At 65.3% G+C, this 25035-nt stretch carries 20 protein-coding genes and 1 pseudogene; 11 read left to right on the top strand and 10 right to left on the bottom strand.

The window, feature by feature from the left end; translation table 11 throughout:
* Positions 1 to 119: 119 nt before the first annotated feature.
* From hisG to CAP2UW1_RS08545, 3 genes and pseudogenes are all read left to right on the top strand, one after another.
* Positions 120 to 284: pseudogene (gene hisG, locus CAP2UW1_RS25500) on the top strand (ATP phosphoribosyltransferase); the annotation flags it as partial.
* Between the two features lie 170 nt (positions 285 to 454).
* Positions 455 to 1762, top strand: a complete 1308-nt coding sequence (locus CAP2UW1_RS08550; RefSeq protein ID WP_041567777.1) for a DarT ssDNA thymidine ADP-ribosyltransferase family protein — start codon at positions 455 to 457, stop codon at positions 1760 to 1762.
* A gap of 34 nt (positions 1763 to 1796) precedes the next feature.
* Positions 1797 to 2480: a DarT1-associated NADAR antitoxin family protein gene (locus CAP2UW1_RS08545; protein WP_015766236.1), complete on the top strand. Its 684-nt coding sequence runs from the start codon at positions 1797 to 1799 to the stop codon at positions 2478 to 2480.
* A gap of 183 nt (positions 2481 to 2663) precedes the next feature.
* Here CAP2UW1_RS08545 and CAP2UW1_RS08540 read toward each other — a convergent pair whose 3' ends face one another.
* Together CAP2UW1_RS08540 and guaB are read right to left on the bottom strand one after the other, a co-directional pair.
* Complete coding sequence (locus tag CAP2UW1_RS08540; protein WP_015766235.1) at positions 2664 to 4505, bottom strand: IS1634 family transposase; 1842 nt, start codon at positions 4503 to 4505, stop codon at positions 2664 to 2666.
* 577 nt (positions 4506 to 5082) lie between these two features.
* The gene (gene guaB, locus CAP2UW1_RS08535) at positions 5083 to 6567 is read right to left on the bottom strand and encodes an IMP dehydrogenase (protein WP_015766234.1); all 1485 of its coding nucleotides are present in this window, start codon (positions 6565 to 6567) and stop codon (positions 5083 to 5085) included.
* A 298-nt stretch (positions 6568 to 6865) separates the two neighbouring features.
* Between guaB and CAP2UW1_RS25495 the strand changes: the two genes are divergently transcribed.
* Positions 6866 to 7039: a hypothetical protein gene (locus CAP2UW1_RS25495; RefSeq protein WP_199931607.1), complete on the top strand. Its 174-nt coding sequence runs from the start codon at positions 6866 to 6868 to the stop codon at positions 7037 to 7039.
* Here CAP2UW1_RS25495 and CAP2UW1_RS08530 read toward each other — a convergent pair.
* From CAP2UW1_RS08530 to CAP2UW1_RS08510, 5 genes are all read right to left on the bottom strand, one after another.
* Entirely contained in the window at positions 7036 to 9825 is a 2790-nt protein-coding gene (locus CAP2UW1_RS08530) for an MGH1-like glycoside hydrolase domain-containing protein (protein WP_049778543.1), read from the bottom strand. The two genes, CAP2UW1_RS25495 and CAP2UW1_RS08530, sit on opposite strands and share 4 nt — an antisense overlap.
* Positions 9826 to 9918: 93 nt before the next feature.
* On the bottom strand, positions 9919 to 10791 hold the full coding sequence (locus CAP2UW1_RS08525; protein WP_015766232.1) for an HDOD domain-containing protein: 873 nt from the start codon (positions 10789 to 10791) through the stop codon (positions 9919 to 9921).
* Positions 10792 to 10944: 153 nt separating this feature from the next.
* Positions 10945 to 12381 (bottom strand): efflux transporter outer membrane subunit, encoded by a 1437-nt coding sequence (locus CAP2UW1_RS08520; protein WP_015766231.1) that lies wholly within the window; start codon positions 12379 to 12381, stop codon positions 10945 to 10947.
* A 1-nt stretch (position 12382) separates the two neighbouring features.
* Positions 12383 to 15508: an efflux RND transporter permease subunit gene (locus CAP2UW1_RS08515; protein WP_015766230.1), complete on the bottom strand. Its 3126-nt coding sequence runs from the start codon at positions 15506 to 15508 to the stop codon at positions 12383 to 12385.
* Positions 15509 to 15517: 9 nt separating this feature from the next.
* On the bottom strand, positions 15518 to 16636 hold the full coding sequence (locus CAP2UW1_RS08510) for an efflux RND transporter periplasmic adaptor subunit (RefSeq protein WP_015766229.1): 1119 nt from the start codon (positions 16634 to 16636) through the stop codon (positions 15518 to 15520).
* A gap of 138 nt (positions 16637 to 16774) precedes the next feature.
* On the opposite strand from CAP2UW1_RS08510, the gene CAP2UW1_RS08505 reads away from it, so the two are divergent.
* Together CAP2UW1_RS08505 and CAP2UW1_RS08500 are read left to right on the top strand one after the other, a co-directional pair.
* Positions 16775 to 17395 (top strand): TetR family transcriptional regulator, encoded by a 621-nt coding sequence (locus CAP2UW1_RS08505; RefSeq protein WP_015766228.1) that lies wholly within the window; start codon positions 16775 to 16777, stop codon positions 17393 to 17395.
* Between the two features lie 164 nt (positions 17396 to 17559).
* A complete protein-coding gene (locus tag CAP2UW1_RS08500; protein WP_015766227.1) occupies positions 17560 to 19038 on the top strand; it encodes an AarF/UbiB family protein in 1479 nt (492 codons plus the stop codon).
* A 352-nt stretch (positions 19039 to 19390) separates the two neighbouring features.
* Here the strand turns inward: CAP2UW1_RS08500 and CAP2UW1_RS08495 are convergent, their stop codons facing one another.
* The 3 genes from CAP2UW1_RS08495 to CAP2UW1_RS08485 are packed head-to-tail and all read right to left on the bottom strand — an operon-like array spanning position 19391 to position 20790.
* On the bottom strand, positions 19391 to 19726 hold the full coding sequence (locus tag CAP2UW1_RS08495) for a helix-turn-helix domain-containing protein (RefSeq protein ID WP_015766225.1): 336 nt from the start codon (positions 19724 to 19726) through the stop codon (positions 19391 to 19393).
* Positions 19710 to 20087, bottom strand: coding sequence for a type II toxin-antitoxin system RelE/ParE family toxin (locus CAP2UW1_RS08490; protein ID WP_015766224.1), 378 nt, complete (start codon positions 20085 to 20087; stop codon positions 19710 to 19712). The genes CAP2UW1_RS08495 and CAP2UW1_RS08490 overlap by 17 nt, the downstream gene beginning before the upstream one ends.
* 13 nt (positions 20088 to 20100) lie before the next feature.
* The gene (locus CAP2UW1_RS08485) at positions 20101 to 20790 is read right to left on the bottom strand and encodes a P-loop NTPase family protein (protein WP_041567776.1); all 690 of its coding nucleotides are present in this window, start codon (positions 20788 to 20790) and stop codon (positions 20101 to 20103) included.
* Between the two features lie 359 nt (positions 20791 to 21149).
* Here CAP2UW1_RS08485 and CAP2UW1_RS08480 point away from each other — a divergent pair, with 359 nt between their 5' ends.
* The 5 genes from CAP2UW1_RS08480 (at position 21150) to CAP2UW1_RS08460 (ending at position 24932) form a co-directional block, all read left to right on the top strand.
* Complete coding sequence (locus CAP2UW1_RS08480) at positions 21150 to 22025, top strand: phosphate/phosphite/phosphonate ABC transporter substrate-binding protein (RefSeq protein ID WP_015766222.1); 876 nt, start codon at positions 21150 to 21152, stop codon at positions 22023 to 22025.
* A gap of 5 nt (positions 22026 to 22030) precedes the next feature.
* On the top strand, positions 22031 to 22918 hold the full coding sequence (phnE, locus tag CAP2UW1_RS08475; protein WP_291912977.1) for a phosphonate ABC transporter, permease protein PhnE: 888 nt from the start codon (positions 22031 to 22033) through the stop codon (positions 22916 to 22918).
* The gene (locus CAP2UW1_RS08470) at positions 22915 to 23727 is read left to right on the top strand and encodes a phosphonate ABC transporter ATP-binding protein (RefSeq protein ID WP_015766220.1); all 813 of its coding nucleotides are present in this window, start codon (positions 22915 to 22917) and stop codon (positions 23725 to 23727) included. Before phnE ends, CAP2UW1_RS08470 begins: the two co-directional genes overlap by 4 nt.
* A gap of 127 nt (positions 23728 to 23854) precedes the next feature.
* On the top strand, positions 23855 to 24259 hold the full coding sequence (locus CAP2UW1_RS08465; protein ID WP_015766219.1) for a hypothetical protein: 405 nt from the start codon (positions 23855 to 23857) through the stop codon (positions 24257 to 24259).
* A 1-nt stretch (position 24260) separates the two neighbouring features.
* A complete protein-coding gene (locus tag CAP2UW1_RS08460; RefSeq protein ID WP_015766218.1) occupies positions 24261 to 24932 on the top strand; it encodes a LysE family translocator in 672 nt (223 codons plus the stop codon).
* Positions 24933 to 25035 lie beyond the last annotated feature (103 nt).

The raw sequence follows: 25035 nt of genomic DNA, 5'->3' as shown, positions 1-25035 counted from the left end.
GGGCATGAGCCGCAGTGTAGGGCGCTATAGGCTCACAGAATGAGCTCGCCAGAAAGAACAGGGGCGGCGGCGTCGCCAAGCCCGGCGGACGAGTGGGGTGGCTGCTCCATAATGTCGGCATCCTCCCCAGCCTCAACAACCCGACGGTTGCCCATTTGCACAATTCCGACTGGGTTTCGATCGAAACCATCCTCCCGGAAATGAAGGTTCGAAGCATTGTTCCGGAACTGATGAAGCTCGGTGCCGAGGGAATTGTCGAGTACCCGTTAAACAAGATCATCTGAGCAGACTGGCCCGGAGCTATCGGAACCGAATAGCTAATCCGCACCGCTGCATGCCCTACCCGGGTCCACACTTTTCGGAAGTTTGGGGTTGCAGTGATGAATTGAGTATGCTGTCCCCGAAATACCCCTGTCCCCGAAATACCCTGTCCCCGAAATACCCACAACGTCAGATGACCACGTCTATCCGAAGCCTATCTGATCTTCACCTGCTGAAGGAGGCGCTACGCGTCGCCGACGAGCGAACTTATCCGGTAACGCAGGGAGTCGAACCGTGGGCAACTGACGCACTCGATCCTCGTTCAGCTTCCCTCCTCGTGCCGATCGAGGAAGATCGAGCCGACCTGGCCGAACTCGAAGGGCTCTTGAAGAAACACGATTTCTGGCTAGGCTACTCACATCTAAAGGGCTGGGCGTTGCTTGACCGCAAGAAGAGGGAGTACTCGGACTGGAATCGCCCCTTCATATTGCTCGGGGACGGAAGCATTGATCGCTTGAGCCGAGCAGAATTCAGTTGTGAGCCCAATGGCCCTTGGCGGCTGAACTACTGGAAAAAGATTGACGGCACAACCCGGCGGGCCGCAGGTTCGGCGTCCGATCTCTTGCAGGAAATCCGTCGCTATATCCAGCAAACGGAACAGGCCGGGCAGCTCAGAGCCAAGCTTGTTGCCGACCGCAACGGGGATTTTGCAACTCGTATCGGCGAGCCTTCCTTCGACGAGGAGATCTATTCTACTTGCGGTCTGGAGTTTCATGAGAAATGGGCCGAAGCGAGACGGGCGCATTACACTCAGACACTCCCCTGCCGAGCGGAATGGTTGCGGACTTGGGCCAAGAAAATCAATGCGGGTGCAGCTGGCCTAGAGCCTACCTGGTCTCGCGGCATCGTGACAGAACGCCATTTGTCCGATAACGGCGTCGGCCATCTGTGGCACTTCACCGACATCCGCAACCTAGCGCCGATTCGTCGCGCCGGCGGCTTGTATAGCTGGGCTGGCCTCGGCGCACTGGGAATCAGTGACGCCTATATGCTCGCCAATGATTTCTCGAGAAGTTGCGATGCCCGTCTCGGGAGAGACCGCTACGTCCGGTTGAGCTTCATACCCAATTCCTGGTTTTTCCAAAGGGTTCGTTGGAGCTGCCCGCAGGCGGTGTGGCTCCGTTTCTCATTGAAGGCCGTAACCTTGGGAGAGGTCGACTATTCCTTGGGGAATGCTGCATCGGGATTCGTGGCGCTTAGGGACGACCTGCCTTCGATGGGAATCAACTGGGACATGGTCACGCCTTTCTCGCCTCCGCACCCGTGTGATAAAGGTCCGACCAGGTACCCGACACTGTATCCTGATCAGGTCGGCGACCCTTTTCTTTTCCGCCAAATCAGCAACGCTTGGAACTCAGAGGTGTTGATCAAGCATTACCTGCCGCTCGATTTTTGCACTGGCGTTTTTGATTGTCGAAGCGGTGAAGCGCTCAATATCTAGCCGCTCACGATGAATCGCGGCTCAAGGAGATCATATGGCTAGTCGCCCCGTCTACACACCTTGCTTAAATGGGCGAGGCCTCGTTTCGCCTGTTGACATCGAGTTCAAATGGGTGGCGGGCATGGCTGTGTCGCAAAAGCAGAAATCCATCCGCTCACTCCATGAAGCCGCAGAGAAACGAAACATCGCGCACATCTTGGAAATATCGTCAAAATCCGAAGATCCGCTGGGGGTGAAGTTGAGTGCATTCAACCTGCCGTTCGTGATGCCTAACGGCCTGCGGACAACGGTTGAGAACGCCTTTCAATCTGGCAAGGTATTTCGCCATGGCGGCCCCTACCTCGACCTCTTGAACAAGACGCCGCGGGAAGCAAAAAAGGATTCTCGATTGAGTGGAAGCGGCGACCTTGTTGGATTTCGGCTCGATGGGGAGGATTGGCCGACGCGACCTTTAACGGCGTTCTACGACTGGATCTACTTGTCTGCATTGAAGCAATCGCCAGCATTGGCAGAACAGCTGCTGCGTTTCGACGGATTCACTGATATTGAGTTCAACCCGGAGCGTTCGTTGAACTGCCAGGCCGCGTCTGCTGCATTGTTCGTTGCGCTAACGAAGAGAGGCGAGATCGATGCGGCAACCCAGGGGCGCGATGTTTTCCTTGCACTCCTTGCTCTCGGCAACCCCGGCTCAAGACCACTTCAATCGAGTCTATTGTGAAGGCACTGGCAGTGAGGCTGGAGCATCGGAATCGCCCCGGATTTCGCAGACATGTCGGACGTCAGCTTAGCGGCGATCACCGGCCTAACCCATCTTTAACAAGCCCCACTAAACCTATAACTGAATCAATTGGTTGCGAGCCAAGAAGAACTCAAGTGGCACTACAAGCCCGTAATCGCGGATTCAGCTGATGAGTTTTCTGGTCCCTCCTGGTGCGGCGCTGATGCCCAGGGCGCGATAGATCGCCATCAGATCGGGTTCGGCGACGGTGGCTTTGCGGACATGCAGGGAGTGCCCGTCGCGCCGACTGAAGGTGGCGGTGACCCGGCGCTGAACCGAGAGGATATCGCGCAGGGTCGCCCAACTGTCGGTAATTCCCGCCGCCTTGAGTTTCACGCGCAGGAACTGAACACACTGGTAGGCGAGGACGGTGATGAAGAAGTGGCCGTCCGAGCGGACCTCCTTGTGGTGGTAGATGGGCCGCAAGCCGAGCTCGCCTTTCAGACTGCGAAAGACACTCTCCAGGTCGGTCAGCATCGTGTAGGTGCGCCAGAGTTTCTCTTCATCCCAGGCGAGTTCGTTGGTCCGCAGGCAGTAGACGCCGGGATGCGTGGCCATCGTGCCGAGTACCGGCACCTTCTGCCAGGTGATCGCCGTCACCGTCTTGCCGGACTCCTCGGTGACCAGCCTGACCTGGTAGTGTTGGCTGGCACCGCGGCTCTTCTGCTTGAGTCGGCCGAGACGTTCCAGCAGCTTGTCGTGACTCTTTTCGCTGCGCGGCTTCTGCAGTCCATCGCGCATTTGCTGCAAGCCGGCCTCGAAACGCCCACAGGATTGCGCGAGCATGGCCTCTTCCTTGAGCTGCCGACTCGGCGAATGGCAATACAGGCAGAGCTCCTGGCCATCCGGACTCAGCTCCTTCTGGAGATGTAACCACTCCTCGCCAGCCGTCTCGATGCTCACCGAGCGTGTCGCATCGAACTGGCGCCTGCCGCCGCGACGCACCACCAGATAGCGGTAGCCGTGTTCGACCAGCCAGACGACGTTGGCGTCGGTGGCAATGCCGGCATCCATGACCACCAGCGCGCCCGCCGGCGCCCCCAGTCCGGCCAGCATGGACGCCAGCGTACCGGGCTCGGAAACGTTGCCGGCGAAGGTCTCTGAACGCCTGACGAAGCCGCTGCCGTCGAGCACCAGACCGAGCGTCACCAACGGGCAGTCGCTGCGCTTCTCCTTTGACCGTCCGCGCCTGGCCTTTGGATTGCGCTTGGCTTCGCCTTCGAAATAGGTGTTGCTCAGGTCGTACAGGGTGACCGTTTCCTGCAGATCAAAAAGTGTCTGAGCGGTGCGGAATAAACGCGTCTCGATCACCTCCCGATGTTTCATCAGCACATCCGAGGCGCGGTACAGGCTCATGTGGGACATCGACCCAAAGTCGACGTCGATCAACTCGCCCACGGCGCTGTGCTGCTGCAGCCAGTTCCAGGTCGCCAGTTCCGACCCCGGCTGGCCGATTCTCCCGATCAGGTTGCCCAGGATCGATGCCTGCATCACCCCATTGACGCCCAGGTCGTTCAGCGTCTCGATCAATCCCAGCTCGCTTGCCGCATGCAGACCGGCGTGTTCGACGCCTACCGACCGCGGTTGCGTCATCTGCAGGGAGTCCACATCGACTTCCTGGAAATCAGCCGGCGGGCGAGCTTCGCCCGCCGACCCGGCCGCCTCGTCAGCCGGCGACACCAACATCGGCGCGCGGGCGACCAGCTGCGCGTGGTAGCGCTGCGCGGCCCGCTCAATCGACTCCGAACATTCCAAGGCCATGATCAGAGCCTGCGGATTGAGCAACTGCTCCAGGCGGCTGCAGAGGATCGGCCAGTCTTCCGACTTGATCGGAAAATGGCGGCCGAGGTTCAAGACCGTGATCTGACGGACCTTGCCACCGATGCGCTCGGTACGCACCAGCCGGTAGGTGACGTAGCCTTCACCTGTCGCCTTGTTGCTCGTTCTTGTCTGTCGGATGAACATGCACACGATCGTACAACAAAAGCAAGAGGTCCAGCGGCCCTGGCGGAACTATTATGGCACTACAAAACGTCGGAAAAATCCAGCATCAAGCAAATCAACAGCTTAGGATTCGCTCCTGCCTGGAAAGTGCGGAATATGCGTATGGGGTGTTAACAACCGGCTAAGTTCGCAGCGTTGCTGGATGGCAGCTTTGGTCGAAGACTTGTACGTGAGTTGTCGGCCCGAGCGACTGTTTTGATCAGATACCTGCCGTTGAACCTTGAATCCTCTGAATGTCGGCATTGGGTCGATTGCCGTCAGCAAACCGCGAACACTCAGTAGCCGCTTAGCGCCCGGAGCGGTCATAGAAATGGTCAAGAAGTGACCGCTTCGAACGGCGGCCAAATCCTACCGAAGCCGATCGTCATCCGTGCGAGCCGTCAGACGCCTCGTCGGCCCGAACAGCCGTTTGCTCAAGGCGAGCCCAACGACGGGTCCCGGTGCGAAAGCAGACCTGCCATGAAAGCGTGCATGGCGCTCGCCTCGACGGTACCGGCCGCCGCCGCCGCCGTTCAAATCGAAGCACTTCCACGGGCTCTCAGCGCTCGTAGGATTCGATGCGCGCGGCCGCGCTCAGTGGCACCAGGAACCTGCTCGGATCAGGCAGCACTTTCTCCCGCACCGCTGCCAGCGTGATCTCGCCGCCGTAGCTCACCGATGACTGCAGGTGGCCGCGGATGCGCTGCAGGATGCTGCTGACGCTGCCGCGGTAAGGCACCTGGATTTCCTGGCCTTCGGGCGGGGTTTCGAGCGCCGCGTCGAGCTCTTCGCTGCTGCCGCTGTCGTACAGTGTTTCCATTACGGCCTCGGGCGAGGTCATGCCGCGGTAGAGCTTTTTCTTCATGTGGGTCGCCGGATCCTCTATCACGTGGCCCGGCGCCTCGTCGGTGCCGGACAGCGCGCTGCCGAGCATCACCGTCGACGCCCCGCAGATCAGGGCCAGGAAGATATCCTTGTCGGTTTTCACGCCGCCGTCGGCCATGATCGGCACGCTGTCACCGACGGCGAGATAGGCCTCGCGGATGGCCTGCAGCTGCGGCACTCCGGCCGCCGTTTCCAGCCGCGTACGGCAGCCGCGGCCCGGCCCGACCCCGACCTTGACGGCATCGGCGCCGATATCGCGCATGAAGCGCGCGCCGGCGCCGGTCGCGACGTTACCGCAAACCAGTGGCACGCTGCCGAACTTGCCGCGCAGCCCGGCGACCGCCTGCTCCATGATTGCCGAGTGGCCGTGGGCGATGTCGATGAACAGCAGGTCGGCGCCGGCCTCGAGCAGCGCGGCGGCCCGCTCCAGGTAATCGCCGCGCGCGCCGACCGCCGCGGCGCAGCGTAGGTGGCCGGCGCTGTCCTTGCTGGCGCCGGGTCGTTCGCGCTTGAGATCGATGTCGCGGCGCGTGATGAGCCCATGGATGCGATTCTCGCCATCGATCAGCGGCAGGCGCTCGATGCGGTGTTCGAACATCAGCCGTTCGGCCTCGTCAGTGGAGATGTCCGGCGCGCCGGTCACCAAGCGGGACAGCGGTGTCATGAAATCGTCGACCGGTCGATCTTCGTCAGCACCGTGCACCGGTGTGTCGCGGTTCGAGAGCAAGCCGGCCAGTACGTTCGAGCCGCTGGCCGTCTCGATCAGGATGCCGGTGACGCCATTCTGCCGCGCGAAACGCCTGGCCTGGCGGATAGGGGTGCCCGCCGGCAGGCACAGCGGACTGACGATGACAGCGCTCTGGCTGCGCTTCACCACGGCGACTTCGGACGCTTGGCGCGCAATGCTCATCCCACGATGCACGACCCCAATGCCGCCGTGCATGGCCATGGCCCGCGCCATGTCGGCGCCGGTCACGCTGTCCATGTTCGACGACACGATCGGCAGATCCAAGGCCACGCCCGCCGTCAGCAGCGAGTTCACGCTGATATTGCGGCGAGTCAGCGAATCCGTCTTCTGCGGCCGGAACAGGAAATCGTCGAAGGTCCTGCCGGTCCAGAACGCCGCCTCGTCCGGCGCAGCGGCGAAGGCGCCGTCCACGGTCTGCCAACTGCTCCTTGCCATGTGTCAGTCTCTCCTTATGCTGCGGTTGGACTCGGGAATAGGGTCGATCGGGCAATCACGCTACAGTAGCGCGGCCGGCGCGGCGCCGAATCTCAATAGCCATGCCATTGCAAACACAGATCACCGGCCACGCGACCGCCGGCCGAATAGCTTACAGCGAATTCGGGTCCGAGTTCGTCAGACTACCGTGACCGCGGCCCCGTTTCCGCGGTGGTTCCAGCAGTCGGCATCGAGATGGACAGGTGGGTGATAATCGACTCGGCGCATACACTTGGTGCCGCTTCTCGAACTGACCGACGGTAACGTCGCCGATGCCGACCGCATCGCCGGCCGCAAGCGCGCCGAGTTCGAGCGCTTTCCTGCAGAAGCACGCGCTGACGCCGGCGATGTTCCGCGCTGCGGCCGGCGACAGCAGCGTGGTCGAGCGGCTCAGGGCTTGCGGCGCTAAACCTGCGCGGCGGCGGCCGCGTCGACCTGTGCCTCCGACTGCTGACCACGACCGGGGTGCAGGATGTCCTCGGGCGTCAGCGTGCGGAACTGGTGGATCAGGCGCGCAACGACGCCGGTCCATCCCGTCTGGTGGCTGGCGCCGAGGCCGGAGCCACTGTCGCCATGGAAGTACTCGTAGAAGAGCAGGTGATCGCGCCAGTGCGGATCGCTGCGGAAGATCTCCACGTCGCCAAAGACCGGCCGGCGGCCGTTGGCGTCGAGCGTGAAGATGCGGATGAGGCGGTCGGCAATCTCCTTCGCCACCTCGAACAGCGTCGCCATGCGGCCCGATCCGGTGGGCATCTCGATCCGGAAGTCGTCGCCGTAGTAGGCGTAGTACTGCAGCAGGGCGCGCACCAGCAGCAGGTTGACCGGCATCCAGATCGGCCCGCGCCAGTTCGAGTTACCGCCGAACATGCCGTTGTCCGACTCGCCGGGCAGGTACTCGACCTTGTACTCGACGCCGCCGACCGTCACCGTGTACGGGTGCTTCTGGTGCCACTTCGACAGCGCGCGGATGCCGTAGTCGCCAAGGAAGCGCTCCTCGTCGAGCATGCGCGCGAGCACGCGGCGCAGCTTCGTCTCGTTGAGCACCGACAGCAGCCGCCGGCCGGCGACGCCGGGCTTGTCGAAGGGGTGGATGTTGGCCGACAGCTCGGGATGGCGGCGGACGAAAGCGCCAACCTCGGCGGCCACCGCCGGAAAACGCGTCAGCGTGCTCTCGGGAATCACCGTCACCGCCGCCAGCGGCAGCAGCCCGACCATCGAGCGCACCTTGATGCGCGTGGCGCTGCCGTCGGGCAGCAGCAGCACGTCGTAGAAGAAGCCGTCATCTTCATCCCACAGCTCGTCCTGCTGGTCGCCAACCCGGTCCATGCCGCCGCCGATCCAGTAGAAGTGCTGCACGAATTTGAGGATGAAGTCCTCGTAGTCGTCGTCCTCCTCGGCGATGGCGATCGCCAGCTCGAGCATGTTCTGCGTGAAGAAGACCATCCACGCCGTCCCGTCGGCCTGTTCGAGCACGCCGCCGGTGGGCAACGGCGCGCTGCGGTCGAAGACGCCGATGTTGTCGAGGCCCAGGAAACCGCCGTTGAAGGCGTTGCGGCCGAGCGGATCCTTGCGGTTCACCCACCACGAGAAGTTGAGCAAGAGGCGGCTGAAGGCGTTCTTGATGAAGCGCTGGTCGGTCTCACCCCGGCTGCGATCCATGACGAAGTTGAACAGCGTGGCGAAAGCATGCACCGGCGGATTGACGTCGCCGAAGTTCCACTCGTAGGCTGGAATCTGCCCGTTCGGGTGAATGTACGAATCGCGCAGCATCAGCTTGAGCTGATCCTGCGCGAAATCAACGTCGACCATCGACAGGGCAATCGTGTGGAAGGCCAGATCCCACGCCGCGTACCACGGATATTCCCACTTGTCGGGCATCGAGATGATGTGCTCGTTGACCATGTGGTACCAGTCGCGGTTGCGCGCGGCGCGCTTGCCGCCGCTGATCGGATTGGCGTCGTGTTCGTCGAGCCAGCAGTCGAGGTCGAACAGGTAGTATTGCTTGCTCCAGAGCATGCCGGCGAGCGCCTGCCGCATGACCATGGCTTCGTCGGCGCTGGCATTCGGCGGCGTCAGGTCAGCATAGAAGGCATCGGCCTCGGCGAGGCGCTCGCCGATGATGGCGTCGAAGGCCGCGCCGAAGGGAGACGAGCCATCGTCCGGAGCCTGCTTCGTCAGGCGCAGGCGCACGCTGGTCGTCTCGCCGGCAGCGACGCTCAGTACGTGCAGCACGGCGGCCTTGCTGCCCTGCTGCGCCGGATTGACGGCGTCGGCCCGGCCGGCGACGAGATGGTCGTTGATCGCGTCCTTCACGTAGGGCGTCGTGTTCACGGTACCGAAGACACGTTGCTGATTGGTCTCGTTGTCCGTAAACAGGAGTGTCGGTGCGCCCTCGGCGTACAGGTAGCAAACCCCGAGTGCCGGGTGGCTGGCCTCGATGACCTGCACGCCCGGGGCCGCGGCGCTCGCCGGCAGGGCGCGCAGCAGCGGCATCGCCTCGCCGGCGGCCAGGCCGCGCCACCAGGTGTTGCGAAACCACAATTGCGGCAGCAAATGCAGGTCGGCGGCTTCCGGCCCCCGGTTCGCCACCGCAATGCGGATCAGCAGGTCGTCCGGGCTGGCCTTGGCAAATTCGACGAAGACATCGAAGTAGCGGCCGTTGGAGAAGACGCCGGTATCCAGCAACTCGTACTCGGCTTCCGCGCGCGAACGCTGCGCGTTGGTGCGCACGATCTCGTCGTAGGGATAGGCCGCCTGCGGGTACTTGTACAGATACTTCATGTACGAGTGCGTCGGCGTCGAATCGAGGTAGTAGTAGTACTCCTTGACGTCCTCGCCATGGTTGCCTTCCGAGTTGGCGAGCCCGAACAGCCGCTCCTTGATGATCGGGTCCTTGCCGTTCCACAGGGCCAGCGCCCAGCAAAGTTGCTGGCGGTCGTCCGAGATGCCGGCGATGCCGTCCTCGCCCCACTTGTACGCCCGCGAGCGCGCCTGATCGTGCGTGAAGTAGTTCCAGGCGTCGCCGTTCGCACTGTAGTCCTCGCGAACCGTGCCCCACTGGCGCTCGGAGAGGTAGGGGCCCCACTTCTTCCACGGGTGGCCGGCATGCGGGGCGCTGTCGAGCCGCGCCTCCTCGGCCGACGGAACGTCACTGCGGGCCACCGTCGCCCTACCCTTTCGCGAACCGCTGCTCATCGTGTTCTCTCCCGGCGCCCTGACGGCGCGTCTGCCTGAACTACCCCGCTCACCGGCGAGGTCGGTGGCGGGCTCGCCTGGGTGCAGCCCCGATCAATAGATCACCGCCGCACACGGGTTGATGATCGCCAGGATCTCCAGGGACTGCGAGCTGGCCTCCTGCACCACCTCGGCGAGCACGGCCTCGTCCAGTCCCAGCAGCGCCCAGGCGGCGGAATCGAAATCCGCCTGCCCGGCCTGGCTCGCCGCCACGCCCTTGAGCGTCGGCGACAGGCCGGCGGCGACGGTGTTGGCGACATGCAGCAGCGCCGCTTCGCGTGCGCAGTCGGTGGCCTCGCCGGGACGCAGTTGGCAGGCCACCAATACCTGCAGCATCACCGGCAGGTTCCAGGACTTGAGCAGTGCGGCACCCAGGGTCGCGTAATCGAAGCCGAAAACGCGCCTTTCGGCGGCGGCCAGCGCAGGCTCGTCGGGCGCCTCCGCAGCGCCAAGCTGGGCGCGATATTCGTCGGGCCGACGGGCGTAGAAGACGAGTCTGCCGACGGCGTGCAGCAAGCCGGCGAGGAACAGTTGTTCGGTCTTCGGGATACGGCAGCGGCGACCGAGCAGGCGCGCGATCACCCCACAGGTGACGCTGTTGTCCCAGAAGGTCGCCATATCCACCAGATCGGCCGGCAGGCCCCGGAAAGTCGTCGTCACCGAGGTCGCCATCGCCATCACCTGCAGTTCCCGCTCGCCAATGACGGCGATGGCACGCGGGATGCTGTCGACGCGGGTAGCCAGGCCGTAGTGGGCACTGTTGGCGAGCTTCAGCACAGCCGCCGCGAGACCCGGATCGAGCTGTACCACCTCGACCAGATCCCCGGTGGAGGAATCCGGTGCGGCGATCAACTCGTTCAGGCGAATTGCCACGTCGGGCAGGGTGAAGAGCTGGCTGACTTCCTGGACCAGTTGTTGTGGCGTCATGATGAGAACCTCGCGACAAGAAGCGTGCAGAATACTCCGATTCGCTGAGGCGAGCTGACCCCGCCGCCGTCAAGGCAGTGGCAGAAAAACGGGACAGGACGCCGACGAGGTGGAGAATCCTCTGCGGAAGCCCTCGAAGCTCGTGCCGGCGCGCTAGCCCGCGCTATCGAGGGGCGCCTGCCAGCCACCACCGAGCGCCTTGAAGAGGTCCACCGCGGCACTCAGACGGTTCTTGCGGCTCGCCAGATAGAGCAGTTGCGCCGCATTCAGCGTGCGTTGGCTGTCGAGCACGTCGAGGTACGCGGCGTAGCCGCTGGCATAGCGCGTCTGTGCCAGATCGAGCGCACGTCTTGAGGCAGCGACCTGGGCTGCGAAAGCCGCTTCCTCGTCGGCATAGTCGCCGAGATTGACGATGGCATCGCTGACTTCCCGGAAAGCCGTCTGCAGCGTCTTGCGGTAAGTGGCGACGCTTTCCTGTTGGATGGCGGTCGCCTGGTCGACCCCGGCCCCGGTCTTGCCGGCGTTGAAGATCGGCATGGCCAGGCCGATCGCCGCCGACCAGATGCCGGCACTGCCGGAGAACAGATCGGCGAGCGCCACGCTTTCGCCACCATAGAGTCCGGTCAGCCCGATGCTCGGAAAATACGCGGCCTTGGCGACGCCGATCCGGGCGTTGGCGGCGACCAGGTTCTCCTCGGCCTGACGCACATCCGGACGCGCGGCGAGCAGCGAAGACGGCAGACCCGCCGGCGGGGTCGGCGGCAGCGGGATCTGCTCCAGGCTGGCGGCGGCGATACGCAGGCCCGGCTGGCCGGTGAGCAGGCCAAGCTGGTTTTCGGCGAGGGCGCGCAGGCGCTTGACCTGGCTCCACTGGCCCTGCGCGCCACTCAGCGCGCTCTCGGCCTGGGCCAGTTCGAGGCCCGAGGCCGACCCCGCCTCCAGGCGAGCCTGCACGATCTTGAGCGACTCCCGGCGCGACTCCAGCGTCTGGCGGGTGACTTCCAGTTGTGCGTCATGGCTGCGCAAGGCCAGGTACTCGTTGGCGACCTGACCGATCAGGGCGAGGCGGATGCTGTCGCGGCCAAAGCGACTGCTCAGCACCTCGGCACGCGCGGCTTCGTTGCTGCGTTGCACGCGGCCCCAGAGGTCGACTTCGTAGCTCAGCGTCAGCGCGGCGCGGTGATTGTTGTAGCGCAGCGAGCCGCTTTCCTTGCCGCTCGCCGTTTCGCCGCTGATGCGATTGCGGCTGGCGCTGGCCTCGAGGCCTACGGCCGGATAGAGTGCGGCACCGACGGCGCGCGCGGCGGCTTCGCTGGCTTCCAGGCGCGCCACGGCGGCCTGCAGATCCTGGTTGGCGGCAAGCGCCTGGTCGACCAACTGGTTCAGGGTCGCGTCGTTGAAGAGTGTCCACCATTCGGGATTGACCGGGGCCGTGGCGCGCGATTCGGTGCCGACCGTCGGGTAGTGCTCGGGCAGCGTCGAGGCTGGCCTGACGTAGTCCGGGCCGACGACACAGCCGGCGAGCAGAAGCGTGGCGGTCACCGCGGCGGCGAGACGAATCGCCGGCAGAGTTTGCTGGCAGGCGGGCATTTCAGTTCTTCTCCGTCGGCAAGGTGGGCGAGTCGTCGCCGGGCGACAGTGGTTTGCCACGTTCCAGCCACGTGAAGAAGAGCGGGATGAAGATGGTGGCGATGAAGGTGGCAGCGATCATGCCGGCGAAAACGCCGGTGCCCATCGACTGCCGGGCGGCGGCGCCCGCACCGCTCGCTTTCACCAGGGGGAGGACACCGAGCACGAAGGCAAGCGAGGTCATGATGATCGGCCGCAGGCGCAGGCGCGCGGCGGCCAGTGCGGCATCGACGATGGCCATGCCTTCGGCGTGTTTGCGGGCGGCGAACTCGACGATCAGGATGGCATTCTTGGATGCCAGGCCGATCAACACGACGAGGCCGATCTGGAAGTAGATGTCGTTCGGCATGCCGCGCAGCCAGATCGCGGTGAGCGCGCCGAGCAGCGCGAAAGGCACGGCCATGATCACCGCCAGCGGCAGCGACCACTTTTCGTACTGCGCCGCCAGGATCAGGAAGACCATGACGATGGCGAAGGCGAAAGCCTGCAGCGACGAGCCGGCGCTACGCTTCTCCTGATAGGCCTGACCGGTCCAGGCGATTTCGTAGCCGCTCGGCAGCGTTGCCGCGGCGACTTCCTCGACGATCCGGATGGCATCGCCCGAACTGACTCCCGGCCGGCTGTCGCCCATGATCTTGGCGGCGACAAAGCCGTTGAAGCGCTCGACCTGCTCGGGACCGACGACCGGCTTGACGGTGCTGATCGCCGACAGCGGAATCATCGTATTGCTGGTCGCACTGCGCACATGCACCTTGCTCAGGTCGTCGGGCTTCATCCGGTAGTCCGCTTCGGCCTGCAACTGCACCCGATAGACGCGGCCGGCCTTGTTGAAGTCGTTGACGTAGAGCGTACCCATCGTGCTTTGCAGGGTCTCGTAGATGCTCGCCAGCGGGATGCCGAGGGCCAGCGCCTTCTGTTCGTCCACCTCGACGAACAGTTGCGGCACGGTCGGCCGGAAGAAGCTGCTGATGCGCGTGAATTCAGGCCGTGCCTGCAAGGCGGCGAGGAAGGCCTGAGTGACTTCGTTGAGCTTCCGGCTGTCGCCATCGACACGGTTCTGCAGATACACCTCGAAGCCGCCAGCGGTTCCCAGGCCCATGATCGGCGGCGGGTTGAAAACCAGCGCCATGCCGTCCGGCTGCAGCATGCCGAAGCCCATGAACTTGCCGGCCAGTTCCGGCGCCGTCGCCTGACGCTCGTCCCAGTCCTTGAGCGGGATGAAAATGGTACCGGCGTTGGGCTTGTTGCCGCCGCCGATCAGGTCGAAACCGGAGACGACGACGGTGTGCTTGACGGCCGGGTCGGCGGCCACCATCTGGCGCATGCCTTCGCCGGTCGTCGCCGTGCGCTTGAGCGTTGCGCCGTCCGGCAGCATCAGCGCCGAGATCAGATAGCCCTGATCCTCGGCGGGGACGAAGCTGCCCGGAATGATGCGGAAGAAGGCGACGGTCGCGCCGATCACCAGCGCAAAGCTCACGCCGCCGATGATGGCGTGCTTCAGCGTCAGGCCGACGGTGCGGGTATACGAGCGGGTGAAACGCTCGAACAGGCGGTTGAACGGCTTGAAGACCTGGTGCTCGCTGTGCTGCGGCTTGAGCAGCAAGGCGCACAGCGCCGGCGTGAGAGTCAGCGCGACGACGCCCGACAGAACGACGGCGACAGCCACGGTGACCGCGAACTGCTTGTAGAGCTGGCCGGCGATTCCCCCGAGAAAGGCGACCGGGATGAATACCGCGCAGAGCACCAGAACGATGGCGACCAGCGCCCCCTGCACTTCCTGCATGGCCTTGATCGCCGCGGCACGTGGCGCCAGCTTCTCCTCGGCCATCAGCCGTTCGACGTTCTCGAGCACGACGATCGCATCATCGACGACGATGCCGATCGCCAGGACCATCGCGAACAGCGTCAGCGTGTTGATCGAGAAGCCGAACAGCCACAGCCCGGCGAAGGTGCCGATCAGCGAGATCGGCACGGCGACCATCGGGATCAGGGTCGCGCGCCAGCTTTGCAGGAAGATGTAGACGACGGCGAGGACCAGCAGCATCGCTTCGATCAGCGTCTTGATCACTTCACTGATCGAGGCGGAGACGAACAGCGTGGTATCGAAAGGAATGATGTAGCCCATGCCTTCCGGGAACTTCTTCTGCAGCGCATCGAGCCGGGCGCGTACCAGTTCGGCGACCTCCAGCGCATTGGCGCCGGTCTGCAGGAAGACGCCCATGGCGATCGTCGGCTGGCCGTCGAGCTGCACGCTCTGGTCGTAGCTGTAGGCGCCGAGCTCGATGCGTGCGACGTCCTGCAGGCGTAGCACGCCACCCGGGCCGCTGGCACGGATGACGATGTTGCCGAATTCCTCGGGCGTCAGCAGGCGACCTTTGGCGGTGACCGTGTACACCAGCATCTGGTCGTCCGGCGCCGGCTCCTGGCCGATCTTGCCGGCGGCGTTCTGGGCGTTCTGGGCCTTGATCGCGGCGGCGACGTCGCTGGCCGTCAGGCCGAGCTGCGCCATGCGATCGGGTTTCAACCAGACGCGCATCGAGTAATCCTGCGCGCCGAAAATGCTCACATCGCCGACTCCCTTGATGCGCTTGAGTTCGTCGACGATGTTCAGGGAGGCATAGTTCGACAGGAACAGCGTGCTGTAGCGGCCCTTGGCGGATTCCAGCGCGACCACCTGCAGAATGTCATTGGAACGTTTCTGGACGATCACGCCGTTGCGCCGCACCTCTTCCGGCAAGCGCGGCTCGGCGGCCTTGACGCGGTTGTTGACGTTGACCGAGGCCACATCGACGTTGCTGCCGACTTCGAAGGTGGCGGTGATGGTCATCGTGCCGTTGGCCGCCGCCGAGGACGTGAAGTAGGCAAGCCCCTCGACCCCGTTCAACTGTTCTTCGATCGGCGCGGCAACCGTCCTCGCCAGCGTTTCGGCGGAAGCGCCGGGGTAGTTGGCGGTAATCAGCACGGTCGGCGGCGCAATCTGCGGGTACTGCGCGATCGGCAACACCAGCGACGCCAGCAGACCGGCGATGACGATGACGATGGAGATGACCGAGGCAAAGATCGGCCGCGTGATGAAGAATTTCGACATGCCCGCTCCTCAACCCTGCCTGGCCGGCGTCGGCGCAGGTGCGCCGGGCGGCGCGGCCGGGTGCGGGGCCACCGGCGCACCCGGCCGCAGCTTCATCAGGTTGTCGACAATCACCTTGTCGCCCGCCTGCAGGCCGCCGAGGATCACCCAGTCCCTGCCGCGCCACTCGCCGGTCTGCACCGGCCGCGGCGCCACCTTGTTGTCGGCACCGGCCAGCATGACCAGGGCACCTTGTTCGCTCTGCAGCACCGCCGACTGCGGCACCAGGAACACGCCGTCGCGTTCGCCGGTGAGCAGGCGGACGCGGACGAACTGGCCGGGCAACAACTGCTTGTCGGCGTTGGCGAATTCGGCGCGCAGGGCCTGCGTGCCGAGGGTCGTGTCGATCGTCGAGGCGAGGAAGTTCAGTTTCCCCTGCCCGGTGTAGACCGAGCCATTAGCCAGCAGGAGTTCGACGCCGGTGACCTCGCGCTCGGAAATGCGACCGCCGGCGAACCGCGCGAGATCGCTTTCTCCGAGGCTGAAGCGGACCCAGATCGGATTCAGCTGGTAGATCGAGGTCAGCAAGCCGTCGCCACCGGCGCTGATCAGGTTGCCTTCGGACTTCACGGCACGGCCGGTGGTACCGGCGACCGGTGCGGTGACGGTGGTCCACGCCAGGTTCAGTTCGGCCTGGCGCAGCGCGGCCTGGGCAATCGCGTTGGTCGAGGTGGCGTCGTCGTATTCTTTCTGGCTGATCGCTTTCGATTCGATCAGCCCATGCAGCCGCTTCATCTCACGTCCGGCCTGATCGGATCTGGCGCGGGCGTCCGCGAGGGCGATCTCGTACGGCGCCCGATCGATCTGGAAGAGCGGCTGGCCAGCCTTGACCGTTTCGCCTTCCTGGTACAGCCGCTTCATGAGAATGCCGCCGACCCGGGCGCGCACCTCGGTTTCGCGCGCGCCTTCGGTCTGCGCCATGACCTCGATCGACGTCGGCACCTTCTGTGGCTGAACGTCGAGCACGGTCACCGGCAGCGGCGCCATGGCCGGCGGCGCGGCAGGCCGGCTGTCCGAGCAGGCGCTCAGCGCACCGGCGGCGACGATCAGGAAGGCGGCGGTGCGCAATAACAGGGGGCGACGCGACATGGGAACTGCTCCATCACGGAAATCTGATGCTAGACTATACATACGTGCATGTATGTATGTCAAGGAGTGCGGACACATGGCAGGATCGCTTACCATGCCTGCCAGCGCCGCACATGGAGACCGACCGGGAGAGAGGCAATGGCCAGAAGAACGAAGGAAGACGCGGAACAGACCCGCAAGCAATTGATCGACGCCGCGCGCACGGTGTTTCATCAGTGCGGGGTGAGTCGCTCGACACTCGAGAAAATCGCCCAGGCGGCGGGCCTCACGCGCGGTGCCGTCTATTGGCACTTCAAGGACAAGGCGGAACTGTTTTTTGCCATGCGCGAAGACGCGTTCCGGCCGATGGTCGAACGTACCGACGCGTTCCTGTTCTCGGAATCCTACGCCAACCCGCTCGATGCCATCGAGGCTTCGCTGAAGGAGTTCTTTCGCGTGCTCGAAGACTGCGCAGTGGTGCGCGAGGTGTTCGAGATCATGATCTCGCGCTGCGAATACGTCGATGAATTCGCCAGCGTCCAGGAAGAGGCCACGCGCCCGGCGCGCGAATTTCTCGAGAAGATCGAACGTATCTACCAGCGGGCGGCAGATCAGGGCATGTTGCGCGCCGGCCTGGATCCGGTCGACAGCGCGCGCGACACCTGGGCGTTCACCAGCGGCATGCTGCATCTGCTGCTCGAATGCCAGCTCCATGGCGGTCTCGACCAGGAGATCCCGCGGATGATTTCGACGCACATGGGGTTGCGGCGCCGGGCCTGACCGGCAGCGCTCGTCGAGCACGGAAGTCGCCGGTTGCGGGCGGCACCGCCAACAGCACGGAAGTCTGCTACGATTTTGCCGGCCGCCGCAGATCCTCTCTGCAGCTTCGCCCTTCGCCCTTCGCCTCGCCCCCTCTTGCGCCCTTGCGGCAGACCTCCGATGCCATGACCGTGCCACCCGATATCGACTCCAGCCTGCTGGGCATCCTGCTGCGCCTCAGCGAGCTGTTGCCGCCGACGCACGCACGCTTTCGTCCGCTGCTGGCCGACGCGCTGCTGTTCTTCCTCGACCGCCTCTCGCCCGTCCGCCAGCGAGACATTTTCGCCGCCCAACTGGCGCTGCCGATCAACGCCAGCCGTCCCCGGCGGCTGCTCGCCCTGTTTCGTTTCTGCCCCACCCTGCACAAGCTGGGACAGGTGGTCGCCCACGACCGCCGCCTTGCCGGCGACCTGCGCCGGCGCTTGCAGGAACTCGAAACGCTTGTCCCGACGGATTCGCTGGCGGCCGTCCGCCCACTGCTCGAACGCGAGGTGGGCCATGTCGCGGGCCTGCACATCGCGAGAAAGGCGCTTGCCGAGGCCAGCGTCGCCGTCGTCGTTCCCTTCGTCTGGCGGCCGGCAGCGAACAGCCCCCCGCAGCAGGGCGTCTTCAAGGTGCTGCGGCCGGGCGTCCAGGACCGGCTGGACGAAGAACTCGCCATCTGGCCGGCGCTCGGAAGTTTCCTCGAAGAACGCTGTGTTGCGCACGGACTGCCGGTGTTCGACTACGCCAACACCCTCGAGAGCGTTGCCCACCTGCTCGCCAACGAAGCCCGCCTTGACCGCGAGCAGGCCCATCTGCGCCAGGCAGCCGAGTTCTATGCCGGCTCGCCGGACATCGTCATTCCCCGCGTGTTCCCGTTTTCCACGCCGACCGTCACGGCCATGCAAAGGGTCGATGGCTGCAAGGTGACGTCCCAGGACCTGCCGGCGAGGGAGATGCGACAGCGGGCCGAACGACTGATCCGGGCCTTGCTGGCCCAACCCTTCTGGAGCAGCGGCGAGGCCGGGGCTGTCTTCCATGCCGACCCGCACGCCGGCAACCTGCTGGCGACGCCGGATGGACGACTGGCCATCCTCGACTGGGCGCTGACGACGAAACTCGCCAAACGCCAGTGCGAGGCGGTCGTGCAACTCGTTCTCGGCGCCCTGACGCTGAACGACAGGCGCGTCTGCGCGGCGATCGCCGCGCTCGGCGAGTCGGTCGACGACGCCCAGGTTCAGGTCGCCGTCAGACAGGCGATCGGGGAGGTGCGCCGCGGCACTTTCCCCGGCTTCGAGTGGATGACCTCGCTGCTCGACGCGCTGGCTGCGACGTCGGCGGTCCGCTTTCCCGAAGAAGTCAGCCTTTTTCGCAAGGCGCTGCTGACCCTGTCGGGAGTCGCCGCCGACGTTTCGCAGGACATGACGATGGATGGCGTCCTCATTCGCGAAGGGGCCAGCCAGTTCATCAGGAGCCTGTGGTGGCGGCCCTGGATCTGGGCGGACTCGCGCCGCCAGGGAGGCGCCCATCTCTCGAATGCCGACCTGTTCGGTCTCGGCGCCGAGCTGCCGGCAAGCACGCTGCGTTTCCTGACCGGCGGCAGCGGCACCGCCCACGACTGACAGGCGCCGGCCGCTGCTTCGGCTCAACCCCCGGCACGCCGAGCGGCGACCAGCGTGCCCAGGGCTTTCCTATTTTCCGAGTTGCCAGAAGTGCGCGTCGCCGGCGACCGCCGGCGTCATCCGCTGCCGCCTGCTTGGCGCGGTGGCTCGGATGGTCCGCAGCGATGAGGAGATCGAAGTGCGTGGGCATGGCCGGTGTCAATCTCCAATCTCAGCCGGTTCGCCCCGGCGGAACCTCGTGCAGCCGGCTGCTGGTGTCGCGGATCCTCTCCGCGCAGCGCCAACGCGCAAAGACCGAGACTGACGCCGCTGCATGGGGGCTGATCATGGGCAGGTAGATGTTTCCCGCCATTCAGGCAGCCACCAGCACTGAAACCAGGCCTGTCGTGTGATTTGCCGCCTTGGGTCGAATGACGATTTCCACGTCCTTGTCGAGTAGGGTAATGAAGTGCAGCAGGCGCTCCGACGAAAAACGACTCAGCTTGAAGTTGCGCAGTTCGGATACATGGGGCTGGGGGATACCGAAGATTTCGGCCACCATGGTCTGGGTCAGCTTCCGATCCTTGGTAAGGTCGTTGAGGCGCATGGCGAGCTGAACACGAAGTTGCCGTTCTCCCGCGTCGGCCAGTCCCAGGTCCTGGAACACGTTGCCCGTACCGACTTCCACCGTTTCAGTCTTCCTTGCCATATCGCACCTCGTAGTCGTTGCGCGCTGTCTTCAATCGTTGATGAATGAGGTCGATGTCGGCCTTGGCGGTGCGGATGCCTGACGGCGATTTCTTCTGGAAGCAGTGAAGAACATAGACCGCTTTGGCGAATCGCACCGTGTAGGCGGCCCGATAGGTGTCGCCACGAAAATCCGTCACCAATTCGAAGACGCCGCTTCCTTCTCCCTTCCAGGGTTTTGCCGTTGGCGGTTGCCCCCCCATTTGCACCACCCCGAGCGCGTAACCGAACTCATCGACCACGTCCTCGGGGAAATCCAGCAGATTGCGCTTGGCCGAGCCGACCCAGTGCAACGGACGCTGGATTCGAGGAGGAACGTTCATCAGCAAAGTATACCTACCTCGGTATGTTCTGCAAGAGAGCGGAACTTCGGTTTACGGGTTGGCGAGGGCGGCCTGCCGGGCCTGGTCGAGGAAGTCGTCCACGGCGGCTGGCAGATAATCCCGATCTACCTGGCGCTGGCTGAGCCACTGCGCCAGCGGAGCGAAGGCGGGGTCGGCGAGCAGGTCGGCGAAGCGCGGGACGGTCGCCGGGACCGGGCAACTGCTCGCGAAGCGCGAGGGCCCGGCGCTCCTGGGTGATCGCCTGCGCGAAGTCGCCTTGCTCGGCGAACAGCGCGGCGGACCAGCCCTCCTGGGCAACGTGGGCCTGCCGGGCGATGTCGTGCGCGCTGATCGAGGCGCGGACGAGGAACTCCGCATCCGGCGCCGCGAACTCGAGCCGGTTCGGCTTGGCCTGATAGAGCAGCACCCACTCGAAGCGCGACTCCCACAGCGCCAGCGCTTCGGCGGTGAGCGCGGTCTTGCCCATGCCGCCGAGCCCGCTGACGACCGCCACCGGCTTCACCTCCGCCCCCCGGCGGGAGCCGATGAATTCCGCTCCCAGCCCGACCAGTTCCCAAGTGCGCCCGACGAAGTGCGCGTGCTGCGCGCTGCTCAGTTCGCCGATCCGCTGCAGACGGGGTTGGCGCGGATTGAGGTCCGGGCTGCGCCCTTTCGCGAGGGTGCGAGCCGCGCGCCTCGGCAAAGACGAAGAGCACGCGCAGCGCTTCGTCCGGCGCCAGTTTGATCGGCGTCCAAGCCGGCGGCATCGCACAGGGAAAAGTCCGCGCGGCGGCTCGGATGGTCCGCGGCGATGACGAGATCGAAGTGCATGGGCACGGCGAGGCTCGACGACATTCCTGGCATAGTGACTGAAAGGTTCCGGCCGCTTTTTCGACTCAACACCAGGCACGCCAATCTGCTACCGTTCGTGCCGCGTATCGGCGCTGCCCTCGCCGACACCGCGAGCGCCCGTCCGGGCGGCGTGCCTGCCACCGGATCTTGCCCAGGCAGACCACGGACAGAAAGCGAACCAGCACGTCCCAACTCCCTACAGGAACCCTGATGAACCGACTCAAGCGCTTTTTCCTCTTCCTTGCCACCGCCGTGCTCGCCGCCGCCACCTTCGCTACCTTCGCCGCCGAGCCGCCGCTCAAGTTTGCGGTCGGCCTCTTCCAGCCGGACAAGGACAAGAACGACGCCACCTACCGGCCGCTCGCGGATTATCTGTCGGCACGGCTCGACCGGCCGGTCGAACTGCGCACCGTCGATAGCTGGGAAGGGCTTGCCAAGTCGCTCGCCAACGGCGAGACCGACGTCGCCCTGATGGGGCCCTGGGGCTACGTGCTGGCCAATCACCAGGCCGGTGCTCAGGTGGTGGCGACGATTCTCTACGACGGCAAACCCGAGTACTTTGCGATCATCGTCACCCACCCGAAGTCCGGCATCAGCAAGCTGGCCGACCTCAAGGGCCGGACTTTCGCGTTCGGCGACAAGGGCTCGACCTCCGGCTACCTGATCCCGCTGCACTATTTCATGAGCCAGGGAATCGACCCGCAGACCTACTTCAGCAAGGTCCTGCATACCAAGCACCAGGCGATCGAGACGCAGGTGGCGCAGGGTGTGCTGGATGCCGGCGCCGACTACAACCGCAACCGCAATGCGATGATCGAGCAGGGTCTGATCAAGGCCGATCAGTCGAAGATCATCTGGCAGTCGGCGCCGCTGCCGAACGACGCCGTCGCCGTCAGCAAGGCGCTGGCCGCCGACAAGACCTTCGTGGCTCGCCTGCAGGCGGCACTGAGCGACGTCGGCGAAGTATTGAAGAGCCGGCCCAACCTGCTGCCACCCCACTACACCGGTTTCGTGAGCCGCGACAACGCCTTCTACAAGCCGATTCGCGATGCCGGGCTGGCCACCGGCAGCCTGCAAGCGAAGTGATCACGGTGCGCACGCTCGAAAGTCGTTTCCTCGATCGCTTCGCCGGCCGCATCGGCTTTCTCGCGCTGGCGCTGGCGTATGCGCTGCTCGTGCTCGCCTGCCTCGCCTCACTGGCGAGCGAAGGCGAACTGACGCTCGGGCGCCAGCCGCTGGCCAACCTCGTCAAGACCGCCGGCGAGTTTGCCCGGCCGAGCTTTCTCGATGCCTGGTTCGGCAACCCACATCTCGAATACCGCAGCGACGACGGCACCCTGCTGCGCGTCGAGAACCGGCAGGAAGTCGAACTCGCCTACCTCGCCGGGCTCGGCCGGGCGACGTGGACGACGGTGCGCATCGCCACCCTGGGCTCGCTGCTCGGCGCCCTGCTGGCCTTGCCGCTGTCGGTACTGACCGCGCGCAACCTCGCGGCGCCACGCGCCCTCGCCTGGCCGGCCAAGACGATCCTCGACGTGGCGCGCTCGATCCACACCTTGGTCTTCGGGCTGGTGCTGGTCGGCATCGTCGGCCTCGGGCCGACCGCCGGCATCCTGGCGATCGCGCTGCACTCGATGGGCACCTACGGGAAGCTCTTTGCCGAGGCCATCGAGTCGCTCGACATGGCCGCCATCGACGCCGTGCGCAGCGTCGGCGCCGGGCCGGTGCAGGTGTTCTTCAACGCCGTCTGGCCCTCGGTACTGCCGCAGTTCGTCTCCAGCCACCTGTACGTCTGGGAATTCAACATCCGCGACTCGACGATCCTCGGCATCATCGGCGCCGGCGGCCTTGGCCTGCTGATCAGCGAGGCGACGTCGCTCTTCCAGTGGGGTCGCCTGGCAACGGTGCTGATCGTCATCGTCGTCCTGGTCGCCGGCTTCGATGCGGCCAGCCGGCGGATCCGGGAAGCGTTGCTGTGAGCCCCTGCCTCACCCTCGACTCGCTGCTCTGCCAGGCGCAGGGCAGGACGCTGCTGGCCATCGATCGACTTACCGTCGTGCACGGCGAGCGCCTGGCCATCATCGGCGCCAACGGCGCGGGCAAGTCCACGCTGCTGCGTCTCCTGAGCGGCTTCCTGCCGCCGGCGAGCGGTGCGCTCGAAGTGCTCGGTCGGCGCATGGACAGCCCCTTGCCACCACGCGAACTGCGCGCACTGCGCGTCGAGGTCGGCCAGGTGATGCAGGGGCTGCATCTCGTCGGACGCTTGTCGGCGCGGGAAAACGTGCTCATCGGCAGCCTCGGACGCGTCAGTGGCTGGCGTAGCTGGCTGCGCTGCTTCCCGGCCGACGAGCTCACCCGGGCGGCGGGAGCACTGCATTCGGTCGGCCTGCTGGCGCGCGCCGACACGCGCGCCGACAGGCTGTCCGGCGGCGAGCGGCAGAAGGTGGCGATCGCCCGCCTGTTGCTGCAGCGCCCGCGCCTGATCCTCGCCGACGAGCCGACGGCGGCGCTCGACCCCGCGGCGGCAGCCGAGGTCTGCCGACTGCTGGTCGCCGCGGCCGCCGAGGCGACGCTGATCAGCGTCGTGCACAACCCCTCGCTGCTGCCGCTGCTGGCCGACCGGGTGATCGGCCTGCGACTCGGACGCATCGCCTTCGACCTGCCGGTAGCGCAAGTCGACGAGCGCCGGCTCGTCGATCTGTATCGGCCGGCAGCCGGCGACGAGGCGTCGCTGCGGCCGGCGTCGGCGGCTATCGACCCACCGGCCAGGCTGGCGGCGCTTTCTTGAAGGCTCCTGGCCGATGGTGTATTGTGAATTTGCGGAGCGCGGCGGAGCCCGCCGCCGCGCTCCGCAATCAGGCTGCCGCCCTAGCCGGGCGCTCGCCCGGTCGGTCACTTTCGCGGAGGATCAGGCAATGTCTATCTCACCGTTCTTGATCGCTGCTCTGCTTGTCTTCGTCGGCTGCCTGTGGTGGGTGCGCCGGCGAGACAAGACGCGCACGCTGTCAACCGCAGGCCCGACGACGCCACAGCCCTATCGCTGCGTGGCCATACGACCCGGCCAGGAGGCCTGCCCTGGCGTCAGGAGTCTTGCCGGCCGGCGCTTCCTGGTGCCGGCGGCGCCGCCGCTGCCGCTCGCCAATTGCGCCGTGGCGAGCTGTCAATGCCGCTACGCCCACTTTGCGGACCGGCGCGACGATGAACGGCGGCACTCGAATGCGCTCCTGCGCGGCCTCACCCCGCATACCGGCAACATCGATCACCGTAGCGGCCGCGATCGCCGCCGGTCGGCTGCTGCCGGCGCAGACGCCAGGCATTGACGTGACGGAGCCTGGCGGCGTTACCCTGAGCACCCTCCTCCCGCCGTGGCCGCTCTTCTCCGCCTTCCTGCTGGCGAGCCTGGTGCTGGCGGTGACGCCTGGCCCGGGCGTGCTCTACATCGTCACCCGCAGTCTCGTCCAGGGCCGTCGTTCCGGGCTGACATCCGTTGCCGGCGTCGCTCTCGGCAATCTGGGCAACGCCCTGGCCGCGTCAACCGGTCTTGCGGCCTTGTTCGCGGTTTCCTCGCTCGCCTTCGCGGTTGTCAAGTACGCCGGCGCCCTCTACCTCGTCTATCTCGGCGTGCAGATGCTGCGCCTGCCGCCGGCCGAACTGTCGGCCCCCGTGCCGCCAGCCGCGTCACTTGGCCGCATTTTCCGCGACGGCTTCGTCGTCGCTCTGCTCAACCCCAAGACGGCCATCTTTTTTGCCGCCTTCCTGCCGCAGTTCCTTAGCCCGGACGGAGCACCCGCGCTGCAGGGCATGGCACTCGGCGTGCTCTTCGTCGCCATCGCAGCGGTCACCGACAGCGCCTACGCGTTGGCGGCGGGTACGGTCGCGCCCGCGCTGGCTCGTGCGCGTGGCCTGCGCCGTGGCGGTCGTTGGCTGGGAGGAGGCGCGTTCATCGGCCTCGGCGTTTTCACGGCGTTGACGGGGACGCGCGCAGCCAAGTAGGCGCGGCAGATCGGCGCCAGACTTGGCTGGCGCTTCCGCCGACCCCCCGCGCCAAGATCGGCGGTCAGGCCCCCGGCCGGCCGAAAGCCTCCCGGACTGCGCC

The sequence above is a fragment of the Candidatus Accumulibacter phosphatis genome (genome assembly GCF_000024165.1).
Taxonomy (GTDB): Bacteria; Pseudomonadota; Gammaproteobacteria; order Burkholderiales; family Rhodocyclaceae; genus Accumulibacter; species Accumulibacter phosphatis.
Note: the sequence above shows the minus strand (reverse complement) of the source record. Positions and strands in the feature narration are given on the sequence as shown.

What these genes read in the sequence shown, in the direction of transcription:
- CAP2UW1_RS08550 (WP_041567777.1), top strand. Translation starts at nt 455, where the DNA reads ATGACCACGTCTATCCGAAGCCTATCTGATCTTCACCTGCTGAAGGAG.
- CAP2UW1_RS08545 (WP_015766236.1), top strand. Translation starts at nt 1,797, where the DNA reads ATGGCTAGTCGCCCCGTCTACACACCTTGCTTAAATGGGCGAGGCCTC.
- CAP2UW1_RS08540 (WP_015766235.1), bottom strand. Translation starts at nt 4,505, where the DNA reads ATGTTCATCCGACAGACAAGAACGAGCAACAAGGCGACAGGTGAAGGC.
- CAP2UW1_RS08530 (WP_049778543.1), bottom strand. Translation starts at nt 9,825, where the DNA reads ATGAGCAGCGGTTCGCGAAAGGGTAGGGCGACGGTGGCCCGCAGTGAC.
- CAP2UW1_RS08525 (WP_015766232.1), bottom strand. Translation starts at nt 10,791, where the DNA reads ATGACGCCACAACAACTGGTCCAGGAAGTCAGCCAGCTCTTCACCCTG.
- CAP2UW1_RS08520 (WP_015766231.1), bottom strand. Translation starts at nt 12,381, where the DNA reads ATGCCCGCCTGCCAGCAAACTCTGCCGGCGATTCGTCTCGCCGCCGCG.
- CAP2UW1_RS08515 (WP_015766230.1), bottom strand. Translation starts at nt 15,508, where the DNA reads ATGTCGAAATTCTTCATCACGCGGCCGATCTTTGCCTCGGTCATCTCC.
- CAP2UW1_RS08510 (WP_015766229.1), bottom strand. Translation starts at nt 16,636, where the DNA reads ATGTCGCGTCGCCCCCTGTTATTGCGCACCGCCGCCTTCCTGATCGTC.
- CAP2UW1_RS08505 (WP_015766228.1), top strand. Translation starts at nt 16,775, where the DNA reads ATGGCCAGAAGAACGAAGGAAGACGCGGAACAGACCCGCAAGCAATTG.
- CAP2UW1_RS08500 (WP_015766227.1), top strand. Translation starts at nt 17,560, where the DNA reads ATGACCGTGCCACCCGATATCGACTCCAGCCTGCTGGGCATCCTGCTG.
- CAP2UW1_RS08495 (WP_015766225.1), bottom strand. Translation starts at nt 19,726, where the DNA reads ATGGCAAGGAAGACTGAAACGGTGGAAGTCGGTACGGGCAACGTGTTC.
- CAP2UW1_RS08490 (WP_015766224.1), bottom strand. Translation starts at nt 20,087, where the DNA reads ATGAACGTTCCTCCTCGAATCCAGCGTCCGTTGCACTGGGTCGGCTCG.
- CAP2UW1_RS08480 (WP_015766222.1), top strand. Translation starts at nt 21,150, where the DNA reads ATGAACCGACTCAAGCGCTTTTTCCTCTTCCTTGCCACCGCCGTGCTC.
- CAP2UW1_RS08465 (WP_015766219.1), top strand. Translation starts at nt 23,855, where the DNA reads ATGTCTATCTCACCGTTCTTGATCGCTGCTCTGCTTGTCTTCGTCGGC.